Origin of the sequence: Streptomyces sp. SID12488 (assembly GCF_010548275.1) — a bacterium.
GTDB lineage: Bacteria > Actinomycetota > Actinomycetes > Streptomycetales > Streptomycetaceae > Streptomyces.
This window is the reverse complement of the sequence record NZ_JAAGLT010000022.1, coordinates 78322-95616: the sequence shown is the minus strand read 5'-3', so window position 1 is coordinate 95616 and position 17295 is coordinate 78322. Positions and strand designations below refer to the sequence as shown.

At 69.0% G+C, this 17295-nt stretch carries 15 protein-coding genes; 1 reads left to right on the top strand and 14 read right to left on the bottom strand.

Going from position 1 to position 17295, the window contains the following annotated elements:
• Positions 1 to 154: 154 nt before the first annotated feature.
• The 3 genes from G3I56_RS28830 to G3I56_RS28820 all read right to left on the bottom strand — a co-directional run bounded on the left by G3I56_RS28830 (position 155) and on the right by G3I56_RS28820 (position 6232).
• On the bottom strand, positions 155 to 847 hold the full coding sequence (locus G3I56_RS28830) for a peptidyl-prolyl cis-trans isomerase (protein ID WP_343240078.1): 693 nt from the start codon (positions 845 to 847) through the stop codon (positions 155 to 157).
• Positions 844 to 5142 (bottom strand): NEW3 domain-containing protein, encoded by a 4299-nt coding sequence (locus G3I56_RS28825; RefSeq protein WP_164413952.1) that lies wholly within the window; start codon positions 5140 to 5142, stop codon positions 844 to 846. Before G3I56_RS28825 ends, G3I56_RS28830 begins: the two co-directional genes overlap by 4 nt.
• Before the next feature lie 205 nt (positions 5143 to 5347).
• Positions 5348 to 6232, bottom strand: a complete 885-nt coding sequence (locus G3I56_RS28820) for a MurR/RpiR family transcriptional regulator (protein WP_164414090.1) — start codon at positions 6230 to 6232, stop codon at positions 5348 to 5350.
• A 267-nt stretch (positions 6233 to 6499) separates the two neighbouring features.
• Here G3I56_RS28820 and G3I56_RS28815 point away from each other — a divergent pair, with 267 nt between their 5' ends.
• Positions 6500 to 7282, top strand: coding sequence for an SIS domain-containing protein (locus G3I56_RS28815; protein WP_164413949.1), 783 nt, complete (start codon positions 6500 to 6502; stop codon positions 7280 to 7282).
• 100 nt (positions 7283 to 7382) lie between these two features.
• On the opposite strand, the gene G3I56_RS28810 is transcribed toward G3I56_RS28815, so the two are convergent.
• From G3I56_RS28810 to G3I56_RS28760, 11 genes are all read right to left on the bottom strand, one after another.
• Positions 7383 to 8111 (bottom strand): hypothetical protein, encoded by a 729-nt coding sequence (locus G3I56_RS28810; protein WP_164413947.1) that lies wholly within the window; start codon positions 8109 to 8111, stop codon positions 7383 to 7385.
• A gap of 247 nt (positions 8112 to 8358) precedes the next feature.
• Positions 8359 to 9210, bottom strand: a complete 852-nt coding sequence (locus G3I56_RS28805; RefSeq protein ID WP_164413945.1) for a pentapeptide repeat-containing protein — start codon at positions 9208 to 9210, stop codon at positions 8359 to 8361.
• 76 nt (positions 9211 to 9286) lie between these two features.
• The gene (locus G3I56_RS28800; RefSeq protein ID WP_164413943.1) at positions 9287 to 9484 is read right to left on the bottom strand and encodes a hypothetical protein; all 198 of its coding nucleotides are present in this window, start codon (positions 9482 to 9484) and stop codon (positions 9287 to 9289) included.
• 43 nt (positions 9485 to 9527) lie between these two features.
• Entirely contained in the window at positions 9528 to 9947 is a 420-nt protein-coding gene (locus G3I56_RS28795; RefSeq protein WP_164413941.1) for a hypothetical protein, read from the bottom strand.
• A 283-nt stretch (positions 9948 to 10230) separates the two neighbouring features.
• Positions 10231 to 10767, bottom strand: a complete 537-nt coding sequence (locus G3I56_RS28790; RefSeq protein ID WP_164413939.1) for a hypothetical protein — start codon at positions 10765 to 10767, stop codon at positions 10231 to 10233.
• An 898-nt stretch (positions 10768 to 11665) separates the two neighbouring features.
• On the bottom strand, positions 11666 to 12697 hold the full coding sequence (locus tag G3I56_RS28785) for a hypothetical protein (protein ID WP_343240077.1): 1032 nt from the start codon (positions 12695 to 12697) through the stop codon (positions 11666 to 11668).
• Between the two features lie 253 nt (positions 12698 to 12950).
• Entirely contained in the window at positions 12951 to 13886 is a 936-nt protein-coding gene (locus G3I56_RS28780; RefSeq protein WP_164413937.1) for a hypothetical protein, read from the bottom strand.
• Between the two features lie 272 nt (positions 13887 to 14158).
• On the bottom strand, positions 14159 to 14959 hold the full coding sequence (locus tag G3I56_RS28775; RefSeq protein ID WP_164413934.1) for a hypothetical protein: 801 nt from the start codon (positions 14957 to 14959) through the stop codon (positions 14159 to 14161).
• 69 nt (positions 14960 to 15028) lie between these two features.
• Positions 15029 to 15472, bottom strand: a complete 444-nt coding sequence (locus G3I56_RS28770) for an NUDIX domain-containing protein (protein ID WP_164414088.1) — start codon at positions 15470 to 15472, stop codon at positions 15029 to 15031.
• A gap of 81 nt (positions 15473 to 15553) precedes the next feature.
• On the bottom strand, positions 15554 to 15883 hold the full coding sequence (locus tag G3I56_RS28765; RefSeq protein WP_164413932.1) for a hypothetical protein: 330 nt from the start codon (positions 15881 to 15883) through the stop codon (positions 15554 to 15556).
• A 142-nt stretch (positions 15884 to 16025) separates the two neighbouring features.
• A complete protein-coding gene (locus G3I56_RS28760) occupies positions 16026 to 17234 on the bottom strand; it encodes an acyltransferase (protein WP_164413930.1) in 1209 nt (402 codons plus the stop codon).
• Between the last annotated feature and the right edge of the window lie 61 nt (positions 17235 to 17295).

Here is a 17295-nt window from a genome sequence, read left to right as displayed (position 1 = left end):
TGCTGCCCTCCTGGATGCGGATGCTGGATGCTGGTTTGATTCACCAACTTCGACTCCGATTGATGAAAATGTGGACCAGAATTCATCGGAGGTCAATGGGGTGCCGTGTTGCTTTTAGGTTCCGGACGGGAACGAGGCCCGTCCGGCAACCGCTTCAGTGGCGGTGTTCGTGGTCCGGCTGGGACGGGTCCCCGGGATGCTCGTGCCCGGGCGCGTACACCACGTCCACCCGCGCCAGGTCGAGCCACGAGAAGAAGGCGCGCCGGCCCGCCGCCTGCCTCAACTCGCCCTCGATACCGGCCTTCACCTGCTCGTACGGCAGGAAGTCGGCATCCCTCGCGGCACCGAACGGATCTACGCCGCCACGCAGGGACTCCACGGTCAGGAACCGGTCCCGGTTGCGTTCGTAGTACTCCCACAGGGCCGCCTCGGGGATCGCCTGGTGCCCTTCGAGGTGCCCCAGCAGTGCCCGCGCGGCGGCCGAGTAGGCCAGCACGACCGCGACGATGCTCCCGAGCCCGGCGACATCCGCCTCCGGCACGGCGGTCAGTACGCCTGCTCGGGGTGGTTCCGGAGGAGGCTTCAGCCCCCGCTCGGCACACGCCCGCCGCGCGAGTACGTCCGCCACGACCACCTGAGTCGCCCAGCGCCGCCGCTGCCGCTCCGCTCGCGCGAGCGCCTCGGGCCGCGCCCTGTCGCCATCGCGCGCCGGTACGGCCGCCAGAACCGCGTCGACCTGCTCCCGGGCGATGGGTTCACCGCGTACGAGAGCGCAGGCACCCTCAGGCGGATGTGCATGTGCGTGTGGATGCGCGTGCGGATACCCGCGCCCATGTTGCTCGTTCACGGCGTCACCTCCAGGACCACGGCCTCCGTGTACGCCACGCACCCGTGCCAGCCGACCTTCGCCATCAGCCAGTACGACCCCGGTGCCAGCGCCCCGCCGTCCACCTCGATCCCGCACTCCACCGACTCCCCGGCCGGTACGGCGAACCCCCGCATCCCGGGCCCGACCCCCGCCCACGTCCCCCACGAGGACACGGCCCACAACGTGCCGTTGATCTCCCCGAGGGTGGTGTTGCGCAGGCTCACCGGAACTCGCAGGCGCTCCCCGCGCCGCACGACGACCCGGTCAACCCCCAGCCGCGTCACCAGAGTCGGTCCGGTACGCCCGTCCGGCGTGCCCTCCGGCACGGTGCCCGGCACGTCCAGGGCCACGACATCCTCGTACACCTGACCGCCGTACGGCAGGCGGGCGCTGAGCCAGTGGCGGCCGGGTGGGGCGTCCTTCGGCGGGGTCACCGTGACCTCGGTGAGGGTGAAGCCGGCGGGGCCGAGCGCGTACGGCAGCTCGGCCGGTTCGGCGGACCAGCCCGGCGGGACGCCGAGGGCCAGCGTGCCGGAGACGGGGGAGTCCGTCAGCTCGGAGCTGATCCGGACCGTCGCCGTAACCGGCCCGGAGGCGGTGAGGGCGCTGGGGGAGAGACAGACGGCGACGGGCAGGTTGCCGCGTGGGGCCGGGCCCGAGTTGTGCAGCCAGTAGCGGGTGTGGACGGGCTGGGCGGGCTCGTAGGCGTCGATGCCCACACCTTCAGCGGCCGGTGTGTCGGAGGGAGTTATGAGTACGGTGGCGACCTCGAAGCCGGTTAGGTCGACCGAGAGGCCGCCCTCCGCGTCCGGGGTCAGTGGTTCCCCGGGTGTCTCCAGGACGTCGGTACGGGCGCCGTCCGTCCAGGCCACCGGCCCGCGCACTCGCGCCGACGTCGGCCGGCCGTTCACCTCGTGCATCCGTACGACGACACCGCGCCCCGGATCGGCGGGCGCCACGCTTCCCCGGGCGAGCGGCGACCCGGCGGGCTTGAGCGCGTCGAGGAGCACCTCACCAGCGGGTTCGAGGCTCAACAGGGTTGTTGTACGAGGGAGGTTGACGTTGCCCGGCGACTGCTGCCCGCGCAGCCGCGCCCGCAACGGGTGGTTGTACGCGTGCCCCGCCTGCGGCAGCCGCTGCTCGCGCCAGTCGCCGGTGCCGCCGAGCACGGCGTACTCGAAGGTGTGCGACCAGCGCTGGAGCTGGAACGCGGAGCCGTCGGGGGCCGTGCGGCGGGGCGGGTCGACCCAGAAGCCCGACGGCCAGCCGGTGCAGGAGCGCATCAGGGACATGTAGAGGTCGCCGGAGGGCGTGATCACGCAGCCGGGTGTGCCCCGGTTGAGGACGGCGAAGCCGGTGCCGTCCCAGGTGTCACCCGGCGGCAGCGCCTCGCCGCCACCGGCCGCCGTGGCATGGACGACGGCGTCGCCGAGGTCGGCGATCAGCGCGCCCACCGCCTTGGCGTCGCCCTCCGGACCGCTGCCCGCCACCACGAGAAGCGGCAGCCGCTCCAGATCCCGCAGGTCGGCCCCCGGCACCCACTCCTCGCGCAGTCCGGCACGCGGTGCGACCCATACGGTGGCGACGCCCGACTCGGCTAGCTGGCACCGGAGTTCACGACCGGCGGCCGGGTCCATGCCGAGGGCCTCGGCGACGACGGAGTTGCGGTCGGGGGTGCCCACGGCGATCCGGATGTCGGGGAGGTTGGAGTCGATCTCCAGGTCGCCGTAGCGCTGGCCGTCGGCGATCGTCGAGGTGGCCGTCACCCCCACCCGGACGAGGGCGGCGGCGAGTTCGACACCGAGTTCGCCGGCCTCGCTCCAGGACGGGTAGACCAACTCGGCGACACCGACGGCCCGTTGGCCGAGGAGCGCGCCGGAGTCGTCGTGCACGGCCACCCGGGCGGTGCTCCCCAGCCCGAACCAGTTGTTGGCCGGGTTGTCGAGCGTCCACGGGAACTGCTCGCTGTCCACCTCCACGAAACCGAACCCACGCCCGATGACCGCGTCGGCCACCTCGTGAACGGGCAGCCCGCCCTGGACGTTCGAGGGCCAGCGGACCCGGATGAGCCGGTCGGAACCGTCGTACCCGTCGATGGTCGTCGATGCGTCGAGCCGGTCGACGCCTTTCCACAGGGTCAACTGCTGCGTGTAGGTGAAGAGTTGGCCGAGGGCGGCGGTGACGGTGATGCGTGCCCCGGCGGCCGAGTGCTCGACGCGTACGTCCGCGTCGGTGATGTCGCGGCTGCGGGCGGCGGTCGTCCCGGTCGGGGTGAGATGCCAGGGTCCCTCGCCGAACTTCGGGTGCGTCGGATACTCCTCCTGTACGACCAGCTCGTTGCCGATGTCACCGGCGCGCAGCAACTCCCGCCCACCCACGCCGAGTTGCCGCAGACTGCTGACGCCACCGCCGCGACCGGGATCGACCGTCACCTCGTAGAACTCGTTGCGGATGGTCAGTCCGTCGCCCGGAGCCCAGCCGGGAACCGAACCCTCCCCGAGCGGCAGCGCCTTGAGCCCGAGGCCGGGTACGTCGGGCACCACGACCCGCAGCTCACCACTCCCGTCCCGTACGGCGGGCAGCGGCAGCCCGGTGGTGTTGTCGAGGGGGACGAGGCCGTCGGGCAGGTCGACGGCCGGGACGGTCAGGACGTCCCGGCGTTGCCAGGTCGCGGAGTTGAGGACGACGAGGTCGGGGCCGCCGCCGGGCAGCGGGGCCACCCGGTCGGCGAGGGCCTGGGTGGCGTCGGCATGCACGGACTCGGCGAGGTCGTACAGCTCGCGCCAGCCGGTCATCAGGTCGATGTAGACCTGGTCGGACTCGGAGCCGGTGACCGCGTCGTGGTGGGCGCCGTAGATCAGCTGCCGCCAGGCCTTGTCGAGGGCGGCGTCGGGATAGGCGCGCCCGGTGACGAGGGAGGCGAGTGTCGCCCAGGCCTCCGCGTCGGCGAGAAGCGTCTCGCCGTACCGCTGGGCCTGCTTGGTGTCGATGTACGAGACGTCCTTGCCGGTGTAGACCGGGTTCATGTCCCGGGTCTGCGGCGAGGCCCTGCGCCCCTCGGCGGCGAGTTCGGCGCGTACGGCGGCGAAGAAGTCGCGGGGGATCGCGGAGACGAAGCGCGGCCAGACGTACCGCTCGTTCCAGTCGCGGTGGATGGCCATGACCCAGCGGCAGGGCGGCGCGTAGTCGCCACCGACGGGGAGAAGGATGTTGCGGGTGAGCGCGACCTTCTTCAGCCCGGTGAACAGTTTGAGGGCGGCGGCCTCCGCGTCCGGAAGCGTGGGCGCGTTGTCGATGGCCCAGCCGGCGGCGTAGTGATTGACCATGTACGCGGTGAGGAGGCCGCGTCCGGAGGGGGCGATCCAGTCGAACTCGGCCTGGAACTGCATCCGTTGGGGGTCGCGGGGTTCGTCCCCGAAGACCGACATGGTGGGCCCCCACTGGTGGAAGGGTCCACGGGCCCAGGAGCTGGAGGAGAGCCCCGCGTCGGCCATCAGCCCAGGGAACTGGGGGTCGTGCCCGAAGGCGTCCAACTGCCAGGCGGTGTGCGGGTCGGCGCCGAGGATCCCGCGCTGGAAGCCGTCGCCGTAGAGGGCGTTGCGTACGGTCGCCTCGGCGCCGGTGAGGTTGGTGTTGGGCTCGTTGTAGGTGCCGCCCATGATCTCTACGCGCCCGGTGCGCAGCAACTGCCGTAGGAACGCGCGCTCTTCGGGGAAGGCGTCCCAGTACGGCTTCAGGTAGTCGACCTCGGCGAGCACGAAGGTGTACGCGGGGTCACGGCGCGCGAGATCGATGTGCGCGCGGACGAGGCTGATGCCCGACTGGCCGCGCCAGTCGTAGGTGCGGGCGGGCAGTCCGGAGGCGGCCGGGTCGTCGACGTCGTCCCAGGTCTCGGTGTAGGCGGCCTGGGTGTTCCACCAGACCGGGTCGTAGTGGAAGTGGTTGACCATGAACATGGTCCAGCCGGGCTCGGCGACGAGGAGGCTGCCGGTGAGCGAGGCCCGCTGGTCTGGGTCGGCGGTGTCCTCGGCGGTGACGGTGACGTGGGTGCGCTCCCCGGGGGGCAGGTCGCAGACCACGGGTATCTCGACGCGGAGGGTGCCGTCGTCACCGAGGGTCGCGAGGGTCTCCCCGTCGGCGCGAACGCCGGGGCCTTCGGCGGTGAGACGAACCGTCCGTCCGGCGGTGTGGCCGATCCCGGCGGTCACCACCTGACGCGGGTGCTCGGCGCTGCCGACGAACAGCTCGGTCGACTCGACTGAGGTGACGCGCATGGGTCTCCTACGAGGCCTACGAGGGAAACGGGGGAACGGGAAGAACGGTGGGAGCGAGGGGAGCGAGGGGAACAGCGGCGCCTATCGTGCACCGTCCGGATGGTTCAAACAACCATCTTCAAGTTTCCTTGGTGGTTCATCCATGCAAAAGCCGCCTCGGGGTGAGGTCACCCGAGGCGGCTTTCATGTCCTTCTGTGCGACTGCTCAGCGCGTGCGGCGGGACTTCACCGCGTGCTCCCTGGCGATGTGGTCGGTGAGGGCGAGGGAGGCGCTGGCGCGCTGGTAGGAGAGCTGGGCGACCCGGACGTACAGCAGGTCGATGAGGACGAGCACGGAGTGGCGGGCGCCGATGCTCTCGGTGCGGAAACTGGTCTCCGAGGAGGAGGAGATGAGCCGTACGTCGGCTGCGCGGGCCAGCGGCGACTTCGGATCGGCGGTGATGGCCACGGTGGTGGCGCCGCGCTGCTTGGCCAGTTCGAAGGGCTCGATGGTCTCGCGGGTGGAGCCGGAGTGCGAGATGCCGATGGCGACGTCGGCGGGGGTGAGGAGGGCGGCGGAGGTGAGGGCGGCGTGCACCTCGGTCCAGCCGCGCACCGCGCATCCGATGCGGAAGAGCCGCGTCTCGGTCTCCTGGGCGACGGCTCCGCTGCCGCCGACGCCGTACACGTCGATGCGGCGGGCGCGGGCGGCGGCCTGGCCGGCGCGCTCGATGGAGTCGAGGTCGATACGGTCGATGGTCTGCTGGATGGCACGGAGATCGGCGCTGCCGACGACCTGGACGACCCGCTCCAGGCTGTCGTCGGGCGAGATGTCGGGCCCGATCTCGGCGGTGCCCCAGTCGGAAACCTCGCCGCGACCGCGTTCCTGGGCCAGCTCGATGAGGAGATGCTGGTAGGAGTCGAGGCCGATGGCGCGGCAGAACCGGGTGACGGTGGCCTGGGAGGTGCCGGTACGCCGGCCCAGCTCGGCGGCGGAGCAGTGGGTGACGGCGGCGGGATCCTCGAGGATCAGCTCACCCACCTTCCGCAGGGAACCGGCGAGGCGCGGCAGCTCCGTACGGATGAGGGTGGTGACATCGGTCGGGGGCATCCCGTTGCCGGAGCCGGTCCGTTCCATGGGGTTACCGATCTCCTCGGCGCCGTACTGGCGGTAGTGCGGATGGCAGGGACGAATGTATCAGCCACCGTCTACAGGACAGTTTGAATTCCAGGACCAGAAGAGGCCGGAAGGAGCCCGGAGAGGCTGAGTGCAGCGGGGTGAGACCGGGAGGCGTTGCTCGCAGCCCGTACACTGTGATTTATTGATTCACCTATAGCGATAGAGTGGGTGGTTCAATCCACCGGTGGGGAGTGTCGAGTGTCCGTCGAGTCCGTCAGCGCGTCCGTCAGTGCGCAGGGGTTCGCGCGCGAGAGCCGGGCCGTTCTCGACCGCATCACCGGGTCGGAGGCGGTCCAGGAGTCGGTGACCCGCGCCGCCGGGCTGATCGCGGACTGCATCCGCGCGGACGGCGTCATCCAGGCCTTCGGCACGGGCCACTCCCAGGCCCTCGTCCTGGAACTGGCGGGCAGGGCCGGCGGCCTCGTCCCCACCAACCGCCTGAGCATGGCCGACCTCGTCCTCTACGGCGGCGACGACCCCAGCGCCCTCGACGACCCGCTCCTGGAACGCAAGCCGGGCATCGCCGGGCGCCTGTACGAACTCGCCGAGCCGCACCCGTCCGACCTGTTCGTGATCATCTCCAACTCGGGCGTCAACAACGTCATCGTCGAAATGGCCCTCCGGGCGAAGGAGCGCGGCCACAAGATCCTCGCGATCACGTCCCTCACCCACACCCGCACGGTCCCGGCGGGCCACACCAGCGGCAAGAAGCTGGCCGACATCGCGGACGTGGTCCTCGACAACGAGGCCCCCACGGGCGACGCGCTCCTCGAACTCCCGGGCGGGGGCGCGGTGTGCGCGCTGTCCACACTGACCGGCGTGATGCTGGTTCAGATGGCGGTCGCGGAAACGGCGGCGGCGCTGATCAAGTCGGGGGAGCGTCCGCCGGTGTACGTGTCGGCGAACGTACCCGGGGGATTCGAGGGAAACCTGGGGCTGGAACGGCATTACGGGGGTCGGATTCGGCGACCGGCGAGCTGAGCGGACGCATGGACGACGGAGAGACAACCACGGCCCGCCGGAGGACTTGAGCTTCCGGCGGGCCGTCGTCACGTCAACATGTCGGACACCGCTCGACGGTCTACGGGACCTGAGGTTCTGAGGGAGTGCCGTCCTCGCCCTCCGGCGGTTCGGTGACGGTGATAGTGACGTTGATGTTGCGCAGGGTGTCGGCCGCGGTGCGGGCCTGTGCGGCGTGGTGTCGGTGTTCGGTGGCCTGCTGGGCTCGGTGATGCCCTTCGTACTCGTCCACCAGGGCGTCCTCGGCTTCGGCCAGTGCCTCGGCCGCCGCCGCGGCCTGCTCGCGCAGCCGATCGGCCGCGGTCTGCAGGACGCTGAGCGGCACGGGGTCCCGCGCAGCCATCCGCGTGGTGGAGACGTCTGTCTCCCGGTCGATGATCTCCTGCTCCCGCCGGTCCGTCGCATCCGTCCGGCGCAGGGCCGCCGCGCTGCGGTCCAGACGCTCCTGGCCGGCTGTCAGCCGTTCCTGGGTCCGGTCGATCCGCTCGTACGAGCGCCTGCGCACGCTGGGAGCCGGAGCCCCCGCCGCACGACGCCGTGTGTCCAGGCGGCTCTCCTGAGTGGCGAGCTGGTCCTGCCACGCGTCCACAGCGGCTTCCCGCTCATCGGCGGTGGTTTCCCGCCTGTCGGCGCTGGCCTCACGCTCATCGGCGGTGGCCTCACGGACGTCAGCGGCGCGCCCTCGCTCGTCGGCCACCTGTTGCTGTGCATCGGTTTCTTGCCCGTGCTTGTCGGGGGGCGGTGTGGCATTACTCGCGGTGGACGGACCGTCCTGCGGGTCAGTGTCCATGCTGGCAGTATGCGCCGATCCTGAGCTTGCTGGTTGACCTCGGGCTCGCCGCCTGTGCCGTGTGCCGTGTGCCGTGTCCGGGTTCGATGATCAATGGGCCTCGAACCAGGCCTGACCTGATCCGGCCCGATAGTAGGGGCGTAGGGGCGTAGGGGCGTAGGGGCGTAGGGGCATCGGGGACCGGCGGCGATCGGCCTCGGTGTCGGGCACGAGGATCTGGCGGCAGTGGCGACCCCGGGCTAACGGACTACCAGTGCGCGGGACGGACGAGGGCCGGCGGCACTTTCGTGCTGCTGTCGCCCTTGGCCGCGTTGAGCTGGGCCTGGGTGAGGAAGATGCTGCCGGTGAGGTCCGCGCCGCTCAGGTCCGCGTCTCGTAGGTCGGCGCCGATCAGGTCGGCCGTTCTCAGGTCGGCGCCCTTGAGGTCGGCGGCGATGAGGTAGGCGCCGCGGAGGTTGGCACCCCGCAGATCGGCGGCTCTGAGGTCGGCGCCGATGAGATCGGCTCCCCGCCGGTCTTTCTTGTCCTTCTTACGGCCCGTGACCTTGGCGCGTACGAGTTCGCTCGTGCGCAGCAGAAGGGCGTTGACGTCGCCCCGGTGCGCCGCCATGTCCAGCTCGGTGAGTTCCTGGGCGCTGCCACCGGTGAGGTGTTCGGTCTTGTCCAGCGCGCGGCGCAGTTCGCCGTGGATGGGGAGGGCGGGCGGCAGTGTCAGTGCCTCGGTCAGGTACCAGAGGAGTTCGTGGAGCTGCCGCATGACGGGAAACACGTCGAACATCTGCCGGGCCGTGCCCTGATCCCGCCGCCAGTCCTGCCCGCCGAAGGTGACCTGGGAGACCTTCTGTCCCGCGCCGAAGCAGTCGAAGACGGTGCATCCCGAAAAACCCCGCTGCCGGAGCTGTGTGTGGATACCGCAGCGGAAGTCCGCTCGCAGGTTGGTGCAGGGCTGCCCGGCGTCCTTGTCGGTCGCGAAATCCGCCGAGGCCGCGAAGGGCAGTGCGACACAGCACAACCCGAAGCAGCTGCCGCAGTCGGATCGCAGGTTGGGATCGGCGGCAGCGGTGGCGGGAGCCGGGTGTTCGGGCTTCTCGGACAACATGCGTGGGCTCCTGTGACGTTCTGGCGTTGCGTTCTGCTCGTTCGTCCTGCTTCTCCTGCTTCTCCTGCTTCTACGGCTACCAGGCCTGAAGCAGGTCGATGAGCTCCCGGTCGCCGTCGATCTTCAGGGAGTCCATCGGAATACGGCCGTACAGGGCGAGTGTCAGCTCATTCGCCGTACCCCGCAGGGTGGCGTCGGCGACCACGGCGCGGAAGGTGGTCGACCGTTCGTCGATCAGGCGCAGCGGGACGGCGAACCCAAGTGGCGTTGTCACACGGCCTCTCTATCACCGCGTTCCGACAATCGGACAGCGATTTTCACGGCTGCGGGTGTTCTGTCCGCGTTCTGGCGGTGTTGGCGCAGCCCTTCGGTACGGCTCGCGAGTTCTCGGCCGTTTCCACGCCAAGGGATTCCAGGAACGGCAGGTACGCCGCCTCAACCCGCCGGGCGTCGCGGCGGACGTACGTGCGGACGTCGTTCCGCGGTTTGCCGTCGTAGATGTCGGTGAGGAAAGCGGTGGGCCTGACATCAAGGAAGACGTCCTGCCAGGGGTAGCGTCTGCGCGCACCGGGCGAGCCGATGACGGCCCAGGCCCAGTGCAGCGCCAGCAGTGCGGTGGCGGAGTCCTTCGTCGATTCGCCCTTGAGGGCGGCTCGGACGATGGCCGCGTGTTCACTCCTGCTCATGGCCTCCCAGGTGATGCGGGATTCCTCGCGCACCCAGCGCCGATCCGACATCAGGACTCCTTACCGCTTGTCGGGTTTCACTGCGAACCGTTCAGGAGCAGCCGAAGCTGAATCCGCATGTGGCTATCGAATTCCCCACGACCTTCACCAGATACCGGTGCACCCTGACCATGATCCGCTCGAACGTCTTGGCACCGGCACCCGCGACGAGGCCGCCGGCCACTTCCCACCTGGCATGGATTAGTCGGCGGCACCATGCGAATGGTGCCGCCGACCAGTCGAAGGTGTTCGGGCCCGAACACCTTCCTGCCTCACCTCTCAAACGCCCCGAGCCTCACCGTTCACCCAGCTTTTTGACCAAAGCGCTGACCGTTCGCCTCCCGGCATCGGTGGGAAAGAAGAAAGGATGCCGTGGTCCTGCCTCCACTACGGCCAGCCGGTCGCCAGTCACGGTGACATGGACTCTGGTGAACCACCGGGCGGGACCTCTCAGGACCACGCCCCAACTCTGGTCGCCCAGAACTATGACGTTGCAGACTCCTGGTACCGACTGCAGTTTCTCCTGGATGCCGCGGGAAGCTGATCCGGTCATCGCGAGAGGGATATCGAAGCGCTCGACACCAAGCATTGCGAGCGCGGAGCTACCTGACCCGCTTTTCGCTTTCTTGAGCTGCGAGAGGGTGATTACCACGGGGAGCACCACGCCCGCTATCGCAGCTCGCTCGAGCGCGTGCCGCAATGCCACGCGCGCCCCAAAATTGAGCATACCTTCAGCGAAGAGCAGTATCACGAACACCAGGTAACAAAAAACTGCCTGGGCGAGCAGCAGCCGCGCAGCGAGAACGAGCGGATGCGCGTCACGTTTACTCACTTCTTTTGGCAATTCTTTCCCTCTACTTCCTCGGGATAGAGTGGTAGGTAACCGAGAAATCTATGGCCGAAAAAATCCCGACCACCGATGATGGATTGCGGTGGTGCGGCCGAAGGTTCGTAGGTGCGGGTGGCCGCCGTGGCGGTGGTCAGCGATGTGCGGAGAGATGGTGAGCGGATCTTCGCAGTCAGCTGCAGAGACCCTCATGTGGAATCCGATGCTCCGGTAAAAGTGAGATCAAGAGACACGCGTGTTGGGAGATCCGGAGCCCCTGGGTGGCATTCTTTGCTGGGCGTTTTATTGCTTTTATGGTGATTTTGGGAACGCGTAAAAGGGTTCGCTGTGCAGGCGTTCTTTAATAATTCCTTGCGGAAATTCCTGCCATTTATGGGCAAATAGTCATAGGGGGCTACCCCTTGCCGGGGCGTTGGTCTGGGGCATGGCAGGTTGGCCTTGAGACCATGCTCGGACTCAACTGTCGCTCTGGTAGCTGGAGATGGCCGCTCCGATGTCGGCTTTGTGATCCAGTGGAGCTCCTGGCCCCGTGTCCGACATGGCTGTTGCCCCCTGGCGTACGCGGGCAATCGCCGAAGTGCGATCCGGCGCAGGGCCGCCAGGATGCAGTCGCGACGGGCAGCAGGATGACCATCGGCAGGCAGGCGGCACACGGCGCGAGAATGACCGGCATGCCGAGCACAGGTGCCGGGAGCGGCCAGCAAGGTTGCATCTGGCAGGCGCCCTGACTGCATCAAGATGGTGCAACCCCGTTGGCGTTGTACGCAGCTCTTGACAACGAGGTGTCTACACCGGCGGACTCCCCGAGGTGTGTACACAGGTCCAGCGGTATTGATTCACCAGCCGCTGTTGATCCGAGGCTCGACCGGTTCCTTTCCAGTCGCTAGGCCGCAGCCTTCTGCCGAGAAAGCTCCCGCGCCCGCTCGTTCAGCTCCCGTGCCCTCGGATTACCGAGGTGCGGGTGGATGCGTCGGCGCATGATGCCGAAGTGCTCGTCGGCGCGGGCGGAGGACAACGAGGCGTAGTCGTCGAGGAACTCGTGCCAGGTCGCGCACGCGACTTCGAGGTGTCCGACTTCGAGTTGCCTCTGCGCGAGCAGGCCGTTCGCGTGTGCGTTGCCCTGCTTCTCCACCGAGGGCCGCGCGCGGTTCGACGCCTTCATGGCCTCGATCGAGCCGGGGACGTCCCCGAGGGCGTACAGCACGCTCGACACGTGGAACTGGTAGGCCGCCTGGTCGTAGCCCCCCACGGCATCGCGTCTGTTGTCCGCCTTCGACAGAGCCGTTTCTGTCTCGGACAGGCGGGTGAAGGCAAGCCCCTTGTCGCCGACCAGAGCAGCCCCGTGTGCCTGCTGTCCTCGAAGGAAGGCCTGCAGCCGTGGGCCGGCCTTCGGTGCGGCTTCCGCCGCCGAGTCGGCGAGGTCGAGGGCCTTGTTCGCGTGGTTGAGGTTGGCGGCCTGGAGGGCCATTCCGCGCAGTGTGCGGCAGTAGGTCACCTCGTCACCGCCGGCTTTCGCCAGACCGAGGGCCTGACGGTAGTACCGCTGGCCGAGTCCGTGAGCCTTCTCGTACATGGCCATCCATCCCGTGAGGTACACGAGATCGGATGCGGCGGCGCGCATGTCGTTCTTGACGGTGTCGGTTCCGTCCGCGCGGAGGTAGGAAGCGACCGAGTTCACGATGAAGGCGGCGGCCATCGGTCGTGCGTGGGCGCCCCCGAGTTCGTCGAGGATGTCGGCGATCTTGTCCGTCATGCTGCGGACCACGGCCACATCGCCGGGGCCGATCCTGACCGTGCGGCCTGCGGCCTGGTGCTCAAGGCGGTCCAGGGTCTCGTCGGCTTCGGTGAAGTTCGGTACGGCGAGCGTTGCGGAGTAGAGCGCGGTGGTGAGGACCGTACGGCGTGAGGGATCCATGTCTGCCCTTCCCGTGTCAACCAGACCCTCAATGGTGTTCAGGGCGTGGGCGGGCGCAACCTTCATTCCGGACAGGTTCGGAAGTGGCCGTCTCCGCGGGCGTCAGAAGCCCGTCGCTGAACCGGTCGACCATGACCCTCCTCTCGTCGATCCCCAGGATTCGCATGCTTGCACACCCAGTTCGTCGACTGCGCGCCATGACGGCACGTGCCCGGCGTGTGGTGCCGCGCCTTGGTACCGGCTCCCCGAGTCATCAAGCCGCCTCGGCGATCCTGCAGTCGCGGCACGCGGAGGGCTCCGCTGCCCGGAACGCCCGTTCGCAGCCGTCGCAGGTCTGCCAGCGGAGGGTGAGGGGCAGAGGTGTGGCGGCCGGTAGGGCTCTCGTGGGTACCGGAAGCGGGGCTTCGCGCAGGCGGAACGCCAGTACGCGTGCCGGGCGGGCGCGGAAGGGGGCGGGCAGGTTGGTGGTGAGCGCCTCGGTGATCTCCTCGGGGCCAAGGCCCTGCGTGAGCCACTCGCTGACCGCCGGGGCCAACTCGGCGACCTCGCTGCGGGACAGGATCAGCCTGTGGTCGACGATACGGAGCGAGGCGAGGATGACGACGGCCTGCGGGTCGGCATCGTCGAGACCCAGCGGGCGAGGGGGAGGGGACGGCGGAGCAACCAGCGGGAGATTCACGGGAGTTGCCGCCGGCATGTTGTCCTCGGCGGACTCGGACTCCGGCTTGGGCTCGGGCTTCGCCGGTCGGGTGGGTGGCTGCGGAGCAGGGGTCGCCCGGTCACCAGCGCCGCGCGGTACGTCGTAGAAGAAGGTCTGTGTACGTACCTTGCCGTTCGGTTCCCTCACCCGGCGCCGTTCCAGATGGCCCGCTGCCTCCAACTCCCGTAGCGCACGCGAGATCAGGATCTCGCCCTCGTCGAAGTGGGCGCAGAGGGCGGCGATGCTGATGCGGGCGCCGTCCGGGACGGAGAGGATGTAGGCCGCGACGCCGATCGTGACCGCGCTGCCGCGCCGCTGGGCGAGGACGTTGGAGATCACGGTGAAGTTGGCGGCGAGGCGGGTGCGTACGTGAATCACACCGTAGGTGGGTGTGTTCGGCGTGTTCGGCGTGTTCGGCGAAGGTGAGTTCGGTGCGTTCGTCGCACCGGAGTTGGCGCACGAGGGCGCGTTAGACTGCGTTTCAGCCATTGGGAAGGTCTTCTCTTCCTGAGCGGTCAGGCCCTCGTTCAGGATTGCCGTCCTGGCGGGGGCCGTCGTCTTTGTGAGGTTGTTTCGGGGAACGTAACTCTCCGCACCCACTCGCCGCAACCGCGTCACTCCTGAGAGTGAACGGGGGTGCACGGGGGGCGAACAGGTATGAACGGGCGGGAGGGGGAAGGTAGTTGGTTCTTTTCCCAAAGTCCTTTAGGAGGAGGGCCGTGGCCGCCCGGATCCCGGCGCACAGGGACCCGGCGCGACCCTCAGCGGTCGCTGGGCCAGTGCGGGTCCTCATAGCGGGCGGGGCCGGTGAGGCCTATCAGCCGTACCAGGTGCAGGAGTTCCTTGGTCGCGTCGTCCTGGGCTCGCAGCCGTGCGGGGGCGTGGCGGACCAGCCAGGCCGCGAGCTCGGTGCGCAGGGCATCCGCGTCGTCGTCCTCCCACAGCCAGGTGTTCCAGGGAAGGTCGTCTCTCAGCAGGTCGTACTCCCACTCGGCAGCCGCTTCCGCCAAGTGCCGGTCGGCCACCGGGTGATCGAGTCCCTCCCAGACCGTGAGCCACGGGCTGACAATGCCGGACGCATCGGTGCACAGCCAGAGGAGCTGGTGCACGGGGACAACGGGATCCGGGTCGGTGAGGCTGTGCGTCCACCAGGCGTGCAGGAACTCCCCCACCACCGCACTCTGGCGCACGGGCCACCGGTGCCAGTCGCCGGCAGAGAACGAGCGTCCGACCTCGGCCATGAGGTACGGCTCCACGAGGCCGCCCACCAGTGCTCTGGCGAACTGGGGCAGGATGCGGCGCAGTACCGCGCCGTAGTCGTCCCAGTCGAAGGCGTGCCAGGTGCGATACAGGAGGTCCGGATCGAGCTCCACGTCCGGGACCTTCAGCAGCGCGAGCTCCTCCGCGCTGCCCCAATGGCAGTCGCACTGACCCTCGTCGGCGCGGGCGGTCATCCCGCGGAAGGTGACGTCCAGTCGGTCCAGGGCGCGGTCGAGCCGCAGTCGGGTGGGGGGAGTGTTCTCGACGTTCGTCGTTGCCGGGTCAGTCGTCGCCGGGTTCATCGTGTCGGCACAGCCTCAAGGGACTCCAGGTGGCTTCCGCCAGCCGAAGATTGCGATCATAGTCCCCGACTACCCCCAGCCGGCCAGTGAAATAAGCGGCCCGCCGCCGAGATGGTGACGCAGGGCGCCCGCGCTCGAGCGTACGAACTCCTCTGGCAGCGCGTCGACTTCGACCCAGCGGACCTCGGCGTGCTTGTCGGGTTCGCGGTTCTCGGGCTCGCCGGTCCAGTCGTGGGTGACGAAGACGACGGTGAGGTAGCCGTTGGGGGCTTGGACGCCCTGGGAGCCGTGGACGATGTGCACGACCTTCAGGGACTCCGGTTTCACCGTCAGACCGGTCTCCTCGTACAGCTCGCGCACCGCCGTGCCGGTGATCGGTTCGCCGGGTTCGCTCTTGCCGAGGGGCAGATCCCACATGCCCTGCCCGAACTTGGCACGCGGGCCGCGCTGGAGAAGGACGACACGGCCCGCCGCCCGGTCGTGAACGATGACGGCTGCCACAAGAACAGTCATGGAGTCGAAGGCGGGCTTGAGGGGGTCGAGCTGGTCCGCGGTGGTAGTCGGCTGGGGCAGTTCGCGTTTCTGCACTTTCCTTCACGCCTCTGATTCAAGGGCCAGGTGAACGAGCCCTTCGACAGAGGCCAGGGCGGCCCGTAGGGCTGGATCAGCGGCTGGAGTGGTGGTCAGCAGAAGCACCTGGAACGCCGCGTGTTCGGAGGCATACAGGTCGTCTTCGTCCTCGTCGTCGCCGGGAATCGAGTTGGGCTGGATCTCGATCTGACGGTCGGGGCTCTCCGCGAGGTGGTACACACCCCGGAAGTAGCTGTCACGCTCGGTGAAGTCCAACCCGAGGCGGTCGCTGACGAGTCGGACCAGTTCGTCGGGGGTGTGGGCGCTGGTGCCGTAGGTGTGGAAGTCGGTCATAGTGCGCCGGAGTCTAGGACGGCCCACTGACATTGATGCATCGCGTTCCGTTCCCTGGTGGCCCGCGATCCCCCGATCCCCCGATCCCCCGATCCGCTGGTCCACACCGGGGACGTACCCCTCGAGGCCCCCCTGAGGGCCCTCACCCCCGTCGCTGCAACGGCCGTTCCACCAGTGCATACGACGCCAGGGCCGCCGCGACCGTCCCCACCATGCCCATCGGCAGCAACTGGTCGTCGGGTACGCCCAGGTCGGAGAGGAGGCGGATGACGGGGTAGTGCCAGAGGTACATCCCGTAGCTGAGGTTGCGGCCTACCCAGGCCAGGGCCCCGATCGAGAGGAGGCGGGAGGGCCACGACCCTGGGAGCAGGTCCAGGGTTGCCACCACCGTGGCCGTCAGGACGGCGGCGACCATGAAACCGGCCGTGTACCAGACGGGGTTCCACGCGCTCGCCCCGGCGATCGGGATCTGCCAGGCGACCAGGGCCAGCAACGCGAGCGCGGGCCAGCACAGGCGTCCCGCCCAGCGGCCGAGCAGTGCCAGTCGGGGATCGTCGGCACGCAGGCGGGCCAGGACCACGGCCAGCAGCGCGCCGATCAGGAGCTGGTCGGCGCGGGTGTCGGGGCCGTTGTAGATGCGGTGGGCCGCCGTGGGGTCCCAGAGGGCGAGGCGCCACAGCAGCGGCAGGACGCACAGGGCCGCCAGCCAGGCCAGTGCCCTCCGTGCCGTGGTGTGCCGTAGAAGTAGGAGGAACAGGATCGGCCAGGCCAGGTAGAACTGCTCCTCCACTCCCAGGGACCAGGTGTGGCTGAGGGGTGCGGTGAGGTCCGAGTACGGGCCTGACTCACTCGCCCGTACGAGGTTGACCACCGACACCGCTGCCAGCGCCGCCGCCTTCCACGCCCCGTCGAACAGCGGCAGCGGAAGCGCCAGGGAGAGGAGCGCGGTGACCGCGCACATCGTCAGCATGGCCGGGCCCAGCCGCAGCCACCGCCGCTTGTAGAACGACCGCAGGCGGATGCCGCCCGTGCGGGCGTACTCGGTGATCAGCAGCCGGGTGATGACGAAACCGCTGAGCGTGAAGAAGACGTCCACGCCGACCGAGCCGCCGGGTACCAGATCCGGCTTCACGTGGTACACGATCACCAGGACGACCGCGACCGTCCGCAGTCCGTCCAGCCCCGCCACCCGTCCGCCACCACGCAGCGCTGACGGAAAACCCCGCCCGCCACCACCGGATCTGCGCCGCGGTTCCGCCACCGGCCCGCGCGCGGTCTGTACGCCCTGCGGGCTCCGCTGCGTGGCCGCGTCAGTGACGTCTACCGTGCTCCGGTCGGTGGGGGTGCTCATAACGTCCCCGCCTGCCCCGCCTCGGTGGAGCCACACGCGTTCTTACGGTCTCCACAGCTTC